The organism is Martelella sp. NC20, assembly GCF_013459645.1.
Lineage (GTDB): Bacteria > Pseudomonadota > Alphaproteobacteria > Rhizobiales > Rhizobiaceae > Martelella.
The window spans coordinates 3027473-3038020 of record NZ_CP054861.1 but is presented as its reverse complement, the minus strand read 5'-3'; the positions used below and the strand labels follow the sequence as shown (position 1 = coordinate 3038020).

At 64.2% G+C, this 10548-nt stretch carries 16 protein-coding genes; all 16 read right to left on the bottom strand.

Features of this window, described 5'->3' with window-relative positions; genetic code table 11:
• Positions 1–8 precede the first annotated feature (8 nt).
• The 16 genes from HQ843_RS14465 to HQ843_RS14390 all read right to left on the bottom strand — a co-directional run bounded on the left by HQ843_RS14465 (position 9) and on the right by HQ843_RS14390 (position 10536).
• A complete protein-coding gene (locus tag HQ843_RS14465; protein WP_180897662.1) occupies positions 9–446 on the bottom strand; it encodes an NlpC/P60 family protein in 438 nt (145 codons plus the stop codon).
• On the bottom strand, positions 443–1333 hold the full coding sequence (locus HQ843_RS14460; protein ID WP_180897663.1) for a DUF2163 domain-containing protein: 891 nt from the start codon (positions 1331–1333) through the stop codon (positions 443–445). The genes HQ843_RS14465 and HQ843_RS14460 overlap by 4 nt, the downstream gene beginning before the upstream one ends.
• Positions 1330–1959 carry a DUF2460 domain-containing protein gene (locus tag HQ843_RS14455; protein WP_180897664.1) on the bottom strand — a complete coding sequence of 210 codons (630 nt, stop codon included), beginning with the start codon at positions 1957–1959 and terminating at the stop codon, positions 1330–1332. Before HQ843_RS14455 ends, HQ843_RS14460 begins: the two co-directional genes overlap by 4 nt.
• A gap of 10 nt (positions 1960–1969) precedes the next feature.
• Positions 1970–2548, bottom strand: coding sequence for a phage tail tape measure protein (locus HQ843_RS14450; RefSeq protein WP_180897665.1), 579 nt, complete (start codon positions 2546–2548; stop codon positions 1970–1972).
• A 9-nt stretch (positions 2549–2557) separates the two neighbouring features.
• On the bottom strand, positions 2558–2746 hold the full coding sequence (locus HQ843_RS14445; RefSeq protein ID WP_180902189.1) for a rcc01693 family protein: 189 nt from the start codon (positions 2744–2746) through the stop codon (positions 2558–2560).
• Positions 2747–2766: 20 nt separating this feature from the next.
• Positions 2767–3120: a gene transfer agent family protein gene (locus HQ843_RS14440; protein WP_180897666.1), complete on the bottom strand. Its 354-nt coding sequence runs from the start codon at positions 3118–3120 to the stop codon at positions 2767–2769.
• Positions 3117–3527 (bottom strand): phage major tail protein, TP901-1 family, encoded by a 411-nt coding sequence (locus HQ843_RS14435; RefSeq protein ID WP_180897667.1) that lies wholly within the window; start codon positions 3525–3527, stop codon positions 3117–3119. Before HQ843_RS14435 ends, HQ843_RS14440 begins: the two co-directional genes overlap by 4 nt.
• 34 nt (positions 3528–3561) lie before the next feature.
• Positions 3562–3969 (bottom strand): DUF3168 domain-containing protein, encoded by a 408-nt coding sequence (locus HQ843_RS14430; protein WP_180897668.1) that lies wholly within the window; start codon positions 3967–3969, stop codon positions 3562–3564.
• The gene (locus HQ843_RS14425) at positions 3966–4295 is read right to left on the bottom strand and encodes a phage head closure protein (protein WP_180897669.1); all 330 of its coding nucleotides are present in this window, start codon (positions 4293–4295) and stop codon (positions 3966–3968) included. The genes HQ843_RS14430 and HQ843_RS14425 overlap by 4 nt, the downstream gene beginning before the upstream one ends.
• Positions 4295–4861: a head-tail connector protein gene (locus HQ843_RS14420; RefSeq protein WP_180897670.1), complete on the bottom strand. Its 567-nt coding sequence runs from the start codon at positions 4859–4861 to the stop codon at positions 4295–4297. Before HQ843_RS14420 ends, HQ843_RS14425 begins: the two co-directional genes overlap by 1 nt.
• Before the next feature lie 145 nt (positions 4862–5006).
• Positions 5007–6230, bottom strand: coding sequence for a phage major capsid protein (locus HQ843_RS14415; protein WP_180902190.1), 1224 nt, complete (start codon positions 6228–6230; stop codon positions 5007–5009).
• Between the two features lie 88 nt (positions 6231–6318).
• Positions 6319–7005 (bottom strand): HK97 family phage prohead protease, encoded by a 687-nt coding sequence (locus HQ843_RS14410; protein WP_180897671.1) that lies wholly within the window; start codon positions 7003–7005, stop codon positions 6319–6321.
• Positions 7006–7037: 32 nt separating this feature from the next.
• The gene (locus tag HQ843_RS14405) at positions 7038–8198 is read right to left on the bottom strand and encodes a phage portal protein (RefSeq protein ID WP_180897672.1); all 1161 of its coding nucleotides are present in this window, start codon (positions 8196–8198) and stop codon (positions 7038–7040) included.
• 241 nt (positions 8199–8439) lie between these two features.
• Complete coding sequence (locus HQ843_RS14400) at positions 8440–8757, bottom strand: Dabb family protein (RefSeq protein WP_180897673.1); 318 nt, start codon at positions 8755–8757, stop codon at positions 8440–8442.
• A 59-nt stretch (positions 8758–8816) separates the two neighbouring features.
• Positions 8817–10142: a DNA-packaging protein gene (locus tag HQ843_RS14395; protein WP_246710112.1), complete on the bottom strand. Its 1326-nt coding sequence runs from the start codon at positions 10140–10142 to the stop codon at positions 8817–8819.
• Positions 10054–10536 (bottom strand): hypothetical protein, encoded by a 483-nt coding sequence (locus tag HQ843_RS14390; protein WP_180897674.1) that lies wholly within the window; start codon positions 10534–10536, stop codon positions 10054–10056. Before HQ843_RS14390 ends, HQ843_RS14395 begins: the two co-directional genes overlap by 89 nt.
• Positions 10537–10548 lie beyond the last annotated feature (12 nt).

Here is a 10548-nt window from a genome sequence, read left to right as displayed (position 1 = left end):
CTGAAACCTCAATCTCGGTCGGGAAAGCGGAAAACCCCGGCGACCTTGCGCCGCCATGCGGGAACAAGCGCAGAGCGGATCACCCCCGCCTGTTCGTAGGCGTGAATGAAATGCTCGGGACCGCACAGAATGCCGGCATGCTTGGCCGCGAACTGCGCCCGCCAGCGAAACAGCAGAATATCGCCCGGCTGCATCTCGCTCATCGCAATCGCCGGTCCGCAATGGCGAAGGGCTGCATGAAGCAGCCGCTCCTCGCGGCTACGCTCGGCCCAATCGGCGGCGTAAGGGGTTGCCGGCTCGGGTGCGGAACCATAGAGCTCCAGCCACACGCCGCGTATCAGCCCCAGGCAATCGCATCCGAGCCCGCATTCGCTCGCCTGGTGGCGATAGGGCGTCCCCAGCCATTTTTCAGCCGCCGCTACGGCCGCATCGCCAAGGCCCGTCATTTGTAGATCGCCCGGCCGTCATGCTCGCTCTCGCCATTCACATAGGAATAGGCAAAGTCGGCGCCCGGCACATGCGGGAAGCCCCGAAAATTGAGGTGATTGCCGAACTTCGTTCGGCAGGTGGCAAAGGACTTGTCGCAGCCCGCCGTCAGCCGCACCGGATCGCCGACCGCCGGCGTCGCCTCCAGCGGGAGCCAGAGGTCCAGCCGCATCGACGCCCCCGCACCCTGATTGTTCTCGATATCGACTGCCACACCGGCGAGTTCGCCGCTCTCGAAGGCAAGAACCCCAAACGAAAAGAAACCCGCCGCGAATTCACCACTGACCGAAACCGTCAGTTGCGCGTCGCTGTTGACCTCAAGAACGGTCCCGCTCGCCACGAAACCCGGCGTCGCAAGGTTGAAACCACATTTCCCGTTTCCGAGCACGGCATCACAACGGCGCGAGAAACTGCGCCCCTGGGGTTGCGACAGCCGGTGCGTCACCGCTCTCAACTCCGCTGTAAAGCCGCCGCCCTCGCGGGTCACCTCACCGATTTCATGCACATACATCCGCTGATGCTGAGACGGCTCGCGCCAGTTGACCAGATAGGCCTCCACCCGCGCGCCGTCATACCGCCCGGCCGCAAGCGCTTCCTCGGTGATCGCAGTGCTGGAAAACCCGCCCGCGACTTCGCTGGTGTTGGCCGCAAGCCCCTCCTCGGCCTCGAGGTTCGATGCCGAAAAACCGCTGGCCGCCAGAAAGGCCGTCGACGCAAAGAAGAGGTCGTGGTCGTGCTCGGTAAAGCCCAGTACAGTGCCATCCTTCAACACCACCCGCCAGCAGGAACACACTGTGGTTGCATCTCCGGCAAGGTGGCCCAGAAGGCCCGCTTCGATGTCTCTCATGGCTTGACCTCCACCAGCGGCACCGATGGCACGCTGCCCGCATTGAATGCCTTCATGTTGATGTCGATGCGATCGATATCGAAGCGCACAGGCACATCGAACTCGTAACCCGCGAAAATCGCCGCGCCATTCGCGGGCGGGCTCGAAAGCGTCACCACACCGCTCGCCGCATCGACGGAAAACCCTGAAATCGCAACGCCATCCACCGAGACCTTCAAGCTCTCGGACACCGGCTTCTGGATCGTCCTCGTCCAGGACGCCGCCCCATCGCCATAGGTCTTGATCAACTGAAAACTCGCCGTCGCGCCGTCCCCGGTCGCGATCCACTGATCGCCGGCGGATGGTTCGGCAAGCGGTCCGCAGGATTTGAAATCGACGGGATCGCGAAACCGGAACCCGCAGAGCTGGCCGCCCCGCGCCTCGAAAAACGCCATCAGTTCGTAAAGATCGGCCACCGAACGCACGGCCGAGCCCGCGTCATAGGCGCGCCGCGAATCACGCCAGCGCTGGTTGCGCGCCTCATGGCCGTTGGAAAGATTGACGATATCGGTGCGCCGCACCGGCCCGCCGCTCACCGAAAGTGACAGGCGCAGCGGAAACCGCACCTCATGAAAACTCGCGCTCATGGCGGCCTCCTCAGATATTGCGCTGGCCGGAGCGCACCGCCCGCGCCAGCATCGCCGAGATTTGTCCCTCGCTCTTTCGGAAGCTCTCCGAATCCGGCGTCGAAACGTTGAAGACAATCCGCGCGCCGCCGCCACTACCTGCAGCAACGCCGAGCGAGCCGTCCGCTCCCCGCTTCAGCGGCAGGATCGCCTCGCTGCCGGCCTCGCCCATCAGTCCCAGGCCGCCATTCATTCCGAAATAGGTCGGCGTTGAAACGATGCCGCCGGCCGCAAACGGCGTGATCCTGCCCGGCACGCCGCCCTTGGCATGGGCAACGACCTGCACCAGACCTTCGGTCAGCGACCCGATCTGGCTCGAGATCACGCCTTCGAGCGGCTTCAGAGCCGCGTTCAGCGCCAGATCGTTCAGCCGGCGACCCAGATCGCCCAGCACCGTCTGCAATCCCTTGCCGCCAAGCGTTGCATCCTTCAACGCCCCGGTAAGCGCGCCCGCAAACCGATCGGACTGGGTTTCCAGATCGAGCAGCACATCGTGAAGCGCGCTGGCGCTCTCTCGCGCGCCATCGATACTCGTCTCGTCAATGTCCATGAAACGTCCTCATCTGTCGGGAAAGCGGGTCATCAGGTCATCAAGGGCCGCCCGCGTCGGAAAGCCCTCGGCCGGCGCAAACGCACCCGCCATCGCCGCGAACTCCAGCGGCGACAACGCCCAGAACACCTCAGGGGGAAGCCGCAGCGTGCAGAGCCCGGTATGGATCGCCGCTCGCCAGGGGAACGGTTCGGCGATGGCAGGCTCTGCCGCTGCGGCTAGGAAGGGTCCGCCTTCTTGGGGGCATCCCCTCCCGTAAACGTGACAGTCAGAAGCTCGCCGACAAGGCCCGCATAAGCGGCAACCCCGCCTTCCATGCCCATGGCGGCCACATCCTCATCGTCGATCGCATTGCCGCCGCCGCGCAAACCGGCGCCGATGATCGCGATCAGATCGCGCGCCTTCAGCCCGCCCGAGGCAAGCCGCTTGCCAAGGTCGCCGAGCCCGTCCACCGCAAAAGCGGTCTCAAGCTCCGCGAGCGCCCCAAGCGTCAGGCACAATATCCGCCGCTCGCCATCGAAAACCGCTTCCACCTCGCCGCGGTGGCGGTTGGCCCGCCCGCCGCGCGTCATGCCGCCGCTCCGAAGCTCACCGCTCCGCCGGATTCCAGCGCGATCTCGAACTGGACCTCGCCATTGTGCTGGCCGTTATATTCGAGTGCGGAAATCTGGAAGGGCCCGGCGACGATGCCGAACCCCGGGATCACGATCTGCGCCTCCACCAGGGCGGCAGCGAAAAACGCCGCGCGCACCGTCTCGTCGGATGCCTGATCCTTGAAGATACCAGAAGCCGTCATTGAGGCCCGCTGAACGCCAGCGCCAGCCAGCAGTTCGCGCCAGCGGCCGGCGCTTTCGGAATCGGTGATGTCCACCGTTTCGGCGTTGAACGACAATCGCCGCGACCTGAGGCCCGCGACGGTTTCATAGGCGCTGCCATTATGCAGCTTCAAAAGCAGATCCTTGCCTTTCTGGGCAGTCATGGAACTCTCCGTTATCTGTCTGAAAATCAGCGGCTCACGCCGGTTCGGTCACAGCGCGAAAGCGCATCTCTGCGAGGAAATAGCCGGTTCGCGCCACCCGCTTCACCCTGGTCGAGCGATGAACAAGATTGATGAGCGTCGCACCGGTGAGCGAAAGCGCCGCATCGTCGAGCAATGCCTTCACCCGCGCCTCGATCTCCTGCAACGCCTTGCGCCCATGCGCCTCCGACCAGATCTCGATATTCAGCGCATGCTCGAAGAGCTTTCCATCCACCGTCGAGAGATCGGTGGTGACGCACTCTCCGAATACGACGGCGGGCAGTTGCGGCCGCTTCAGCAACCGGTCGAAGATCGCGTCCGCGCCGATGAGCCCCGTCAGTTCGCCATCGCCGGAAAGCACCGCATGGATTGCCGCAAGCAGCGCGTTTTCACATGAACTCATGGTTCGATCTCCTCGCAGCGGCAGACCAGGTATCGCCCCGTCTCGTCGGGATCGCGCCAGCCATTGATCTTGAACATCCGCCCGCCGCGCTGCAGCCGCATCCCCGGCGCCAGATCCGTCCGCGCGCGCATCCAGATCTCATGGGTCAGGCGAAAGACCTCGCCATTGGCTTGCTCATCGAAGGCAATCGAGACCGGCTCGATCCGCGCCCAGAGCTTTGCGACCTCGGACCAGCTTTCCGTCGCGCCGCCCTGCCCGTCCGATGCAAAAGCGGGGGCCGTCAGATCGAGACGGGCCGAAAACGCCCCCGGATCGAATGTCCGCATCAAAGCCTCCATGCCTTGAGCGGCGCAATCAGCCGGTCATAGCCATCGGGTACTCCGGCGGGCTGCTGGTCGGGTCCGACCGCCCCCCGGAACACGAACATGTGCGCCACATGCCGCAGGATCGCCTGTCTGGCGGCCTCCGGCACGGCTGCTGCCGCCCCGAAACCCGCCGTGAACGCCACTTCGATACCGTTGACGCCGGCCCGCCATCCGCCCATGCCGGGCAGGTAGAACCGCGCGGGCCGCGCCCGGCCATCGAGTCGCGCTCCATCGAGCGCAATTGCGGTCGCCTCGCCATCGGCATCATACGCGGTCACCTGATCGACGGCCTGAACCGGCCCATGCGCCAGCGAAATCATGCCGCTTGCCGGCCATGTGTCGCGGTAAAGCCGCCAGGTCTGCGTCACCAGCGCAAGCCCGCTGACGCTTTCGAGGTATTCACGTGCGGCCACGATCAGCGCAGCCACGAACTCATCTTCCTCGCTGCCATCGAGGCGCATGAACGCCTTGGCCTCGCTAAGGCTCACCGGCTCTTCGGCGGGCGGTGTTATCAGGGCATAGCTCATTGTCCGAAATCCTCTGGCAACGAAAAACCCCGACGCAAGCGCCGGGGCCAATCTGGCATCGCTCGCCCTTTCCTGGTTCGGAAAGCGGCAAACCTGCCGGTCATCCGGCTCCGGCGAAACCACCGAAGCCGGTTCTTTTTGGCGCTTACGCCTCGCCGAACTTGATCAGCTTGATCGCCTCGAAATTCTGCACCCCGCCGCCAACACGCTTGGTGGTGTAGAACAGCACGTAAGGCTTGGCCGAATAGGGATCGCGCAAAACCCGAACGCCGGTGCGGTCGACCACCAGATAGCCCGCGGCAAAATCACCGAAGGCGATCGCGGTCTCGTCGATGCCGATATCCGGCATGTCCTCGGCTTCCGTCACCGGGAAACCCATGATCGAGGCGGACTGGCCGAGGCCGGCCGGCGGCTGCCACAGATAATTGCCGTCATCGTCCTTGAACTTGCGGATCGTCCCTTGCGTCTTCCGGTTCATCACGAAATGGGCATTCTGACGATGCGCCGCCTTCAGCGAATAGATCGTCTCGATCAGCGTATCGGAAGGATCGGCGGCCTTGAACGCACCCTCGGCGCCCGTCGCAACATACCCGATCTTGCCCCATTCCCAGGCACTTTCGGCCACATTGGTGTAGCTCAGAAAACCCTTCGGCATCGTCGATGTGCTGCCGTTGATGAAGGCAGCGCTTTCCTGCTCGGCAAACGCGATGTCGATTTCACTGGCGATCCAGCTTTCGACATCGACCGCCGCATCGTCCAGCAGCGAAGCGCTCGCCGCCGGCATCGCGTAAAGCTCCATTGTCGGGAAGGAGAGTTCGGAAATATCCGGCGTCGCTGTCTGGTCGCGATCGGCAATCTCGCCCACCCATCCGGCGGTAAAGCCGGAGGCGATGAACGGTTTCTTCAGCACCGCCCCCGAAACCTGGCGAACCGTCGCCAGTTGACGGATCGGCGAAACCGCCGTCAGCCGCCGGCCGATTTCGGTGTCGGTTTCATCAGGCACCAGATAGCCGCCGTCGCTCTCGGTCGTCGAGATCGCCTTGGCTTCAAGGGCGCGAAGCCCATGCTCGTCGCCGCGGCGAATATAGTTCTCGAAAGCCGCCTTGTGCTCGCTCGCCGCCAGGCTGTTCGAACGGCCAAGCGAAGGCCGCGCCTTCTTCAACTGCATCTCGTCGATCAGCCGCGACTGGGCGTCCATGGCGCGGTTGATGCGCTCGACCTTGTCGCGGGTTACCGTGTCCTCGCCCATCTTGCTCTCGATTTCGCCGAGCCGGCGGTCATTGGTTTCCTTGAAGGCCTCGAAGCTCGACATGAAGTCTTCGAAAGCCTGGTTGATCGGCGCGCTCTTGATCTCGGGCGCAACCTTCATCTGAGACGTGGTCACAATCGTGTCCTCTCGCAATTGTCGTTGGAACAGGGCCGCTATGCCTGTGGCATCCGGCCCCCGATGGTAGGTGTCAGGGCGCCATCATCCGGCTTGCCTGCCGCAGCAGACCCAGAAGCCGGTCGTCATCCGCCCCGTCTGCGCCGCTGGCAGCGTCCTGCCTGCCAACAAGCGCATCATAGCCGCCGGCCAGAAGCCGGCGCGCCGCCTTTCGGGAGAGGCCGGCATCCCGCGTCAGCCATCGCTCGAATTCTCTGATTGTCGGAAAGATATCGCCCGCCTGTTTCACATTGGCGATCCGCGCGGACGGCAGCATCGGAAAGGTGACGATCGATATCTCCCATAGGTCGGCCTCCAGCACCCTGCGGACCCCGGATTTGGCGTCCGTCCTCGCCCGAACCGTCTGGAAACCGATTGAAAGTCCGTCGAGCCCGCCCGCCTTCATCAAGGCGTGCACCTCGCGGGCACGGGCCACGTCCGCCGAAAGCACGCCCTCGACATAAAGCCCGCGCCCGTCCTCGCGGATCTTGGTCCACGCCCCGATCGGCTCGCATGGATCGTGCTGGAACAGCATCCGCACACCGCCCGCGCCGCGCTTCTGCAGCGAGCGCGAAAACGCCCCGCGCTCGATCATGTCCTTGCCGAGATCGATCTCGCCGAACAGGCTCGCATAGCCCGAAAACGAACCATCGCCCGCAAGGTCCGTCAGCGACAGGTCGGCATATTTCAATTCGTCGGCCAGCATGGTGTTCTCGCCCATATCCACTCCTTTGAAAGAGGCGCCGGGTGGCGCTAATAACCGACGGCTTCGCGCTTCTCCTCGTCGGAAAGAAAATCTGCGCCGGACACCCGGGCCCAGAGCGCATCGCGCTCCGCCGAAAGGGCGGATACCTGATCGAGGTCGACCTCAAGCGTCAGTGCCGCGCCGTAAACCGGGGCAAGCCAGGTCGTCAGCGCTGCGGCGGTGCGGGCAATCAACGGCAGAACCGTCAGCCGGTAGAAAGCCCGGTTCGCCTCCTGATAGTTGGAATAGGTGTTGTCGCCGGGAATGCCGAGCATCATCGGCGGCACCCCGATCGCCAGTGCGATATCGCGCGCCGCGCCGTTGCGCGCCTCTGTAAAGTCCATATCGCGCGGCGTCAGCCCCATCGCCTTCCAGTCAAGCCCGCCCTCAAGCAGCAGCGGCCGTCCTGCGCGCATCGGCCCGGCATAGCCTTCCTCCAGCTCCTGCTTCAGCCGCTCATACTGCTCCTCCGTCAGGTTCCCGCCATCCTTCGGCTGATAGACCAGCGCGCCGGAAGGCCGCGCCGAATTGTCGAGCAGCGCCTTGTTCCAGACGGACGAGGCATTGTGCAGGTCAAGCGCCATCTGCGCCGCCGCCAAAGGCGAAAGCCCCGAATGATCGTCAAGCGGATGGAACAGCCGCATATGCAGCACCGTCAGCCCATCGCCTTCGGCCGAATACCGGCTTGCATGCGCGCCGATCCGGTATTCATAGGCTTCCGGCCACCCGTCCCGCCCCTCGATGATCCGCACCCGGTCGGGCCGCAACAGATGCAGTTCCCGGAGCGTTTCGCCGACAACAATCGGCTCGACATAGGCATTGCCGGAAAGCAGCAGATGCCCGAACAGCGCCTCGAAGAAATCCGATCCGCTCATCCGCCCGTTCGGCCGCTTCAAAAGCGAAAGCAGCGGATGGTCGGAGACCAGCGCTCCCTCGTCGAATAATTGCCAGGGCATCGAAGCCGAAGCCTCGGCAATCAGCCGCACCGCACGGTGCGCGACCGGGTTCTTCATGAACCCCTCGCGTGACAGCGCGGCGTAGGACCGTCCCGTCCACCGCGCCTCCCCGCTCACCGAAAGCGCCGAAAGCGTCACGGGCGCTGCCTTTTTCTCGGACACGACAACGGCGTCCGCCGGACGCCGCCCCGGCAGATGAAAGGGCATCTTCATGCCACACCTCTCTGTTTTCAAAACGAAAAAAGCCCCGGAAAACCGGAGCTTTGACAATCATGGAACCAACGAAAACCGCCGCGTTTCCGTACGCCGGCTATCGCGCCGACCCAGTCGCACAGCCCCCAATCTTCTCGCCCCGGAGGGGAGAGATGCCCCGAAAGGGGCAGTGAGGGGGGAATCTATCCCAACGAGAAATCTACCGGGACATACCGCGCTATCCCGCCCAAACAGCTATCCCTCACCCCACAAAACGCGACGTCTTCACCGCCTTGTCGGCATCGTAATCCGCCGCGATCCGCATCTCTCTCAAGGGTCGCACGGTCGCCGTCGACTTCTGATAAATCGGGTGCGCCCGATAAGCCGCCAGAGCCGCCTCGTCCGCAAATTCGCCATAGACGATGAAGTCGACCTTTTCGTCATAAAGATCGCTGCGGGTATTGCGTCCGATTTCCAGCACATCTGCATGCGGGTTTTCCGTCAGCATCGAAAGCCCGGTCTCGATCGCATCCGCATCCCCGCCTTCGGGAACCGAGAAGAAAACGATATGTCGTATCATGCCAGACCTCTGCGCTGTTCCGGGATCGGCTAGCACGGGCAATTGCGGCGCGCAAGTCGCTATACACCGCGCACGCGCGGCATCCCGTCGCCCTCCAGAAGCAGCGCCGTCAGCGCCCAGACCAGTGCGTCCAGCCTGTCGGGAGACCGGCCCGCCGAAAGCCCGTCGGGACCGAAATCGCACATCTGGTCGACGAGCCTGGCAAAATGCCCGGCATGGCGCACCCGGCCCTGCTCGTAAAGCGCCGCCACCGGCTCGGCACGCAGAAACTTGCCGCGCGTGGCGCGTACGGTCGAGACCGGCAGTCTTTCGTCGACGCTGCGCAGCATCGCCGTCACCATGTCGCCGCCCTGGTTGATTTCGGCCACCACCCGGTCGGCATCGAAACGCCGATAGGCCTCCACCACCGCCCGCGCCCATTGCGCCGGCGAGCCGCCCTCCACCGAACAGTCGGCCAGCACCAGCGCCCCGCCGCTTTCCATCCCGCCCGCAACCACGATGCCGCAGACCGAATTGCGCCCCGACCCCGCCGGCGGATCGACGGCGACCACGATCCGACCGGACGCCATCGCGCGGCGGGAAACGATCGTCTCCAGATCGGCACGCCGCCACAACGCATCCTCGCGATCCTCGATCAGTTCGCCGTCAAGTTCCTGCCGCCCGAGCCGGGTTCCGCCATAGCGGCTGGACAGTGCCTTGATGAAGCCGGGCGCCAGATTGACACGATTATCCGCCGTCGAAATCCGGGTGAACACGGTGTCGTCGTCCGCCATCAGCCGCTTCAGCAGCGGCACGGCGCGCGGCGTCGTCGTCACCATCTGCCGCGGCAGGCGACCGAGCCGCAGGCCGAACTGCAGCATGTCCCAGCATTCCTGCCCGTAGCGCCATTTCGCCAGTTCGTCGCACCAGGCAAAGTGAAATTGCGGCCCGCGCAGCGCCTCCGGATCCTCGGAGGAAAACAGATAGGCCATCGCCCCGTTCGGCCACACCAGCCGCCGGCGCGTGATTTCGAAATCCGGCTTCATCCGCCGCGCCACCCGGCAGATCCCGGAAACGCCGTCGATCATCACCTCGCGGGCGTCGCCCAGCGTCTCCGCCACCAGCGCGATCCGCAATTCGCTCTTCTCGCCATCGGCGATCGCCAGGTCATGCACCCATTCGGCGCCTGCGCGGGTCTTGCCCGAACCGCGCCCGCCCATCAGCAGCCATGTCCGCCAGTCATGCGCCGGCGGCAATTGCTCCGGCCGCGCCAGAAACCGCCACTCCTTCGCAAGAAAAGCGGCATAGTGAAACGGATCAGACGGCCCCTGCGCGTCCGGCGAGCTTTCGCTCCGCCAGTTCCTCGGCCCGTTTTTCGATGAGGTCGAGGAAATGGGCTTTGGCATTGTCGTAATCCCTGAAATTCAGTTGGCGCTCTTCCTCGTCCTTGCGGTTGGCCGCAAGCCGCCGCTGCAGTTCATCCGCCTTTTCCAGCGTGCGGATGATCAGCGCGATCGCGTCGGTCGCGGCCTTCACCTCGGCGCGCGCATCGCCGTCATCGCCCTCGGCTCCCCTCTTCACCGCCCGCATGCGCAGCCGCTTGAAAAAAGTGAACTGCGCCCGCATTTCCGCCGTCAGGTCGTTCAAAAGCAGCCGCATGTCATCGTCGCCGCCGCCGCGTCGCGTCTTCGGTTCGATGAAATGGTAGCCCGCCTCCGTTCGCCCGGCCCCGCCTTCGTAACGCGGATTGCGCGGCCATAACCCGAACAGGGAGATATCGAATGACTCATGGTCAGCCACAATGAAGCTCCT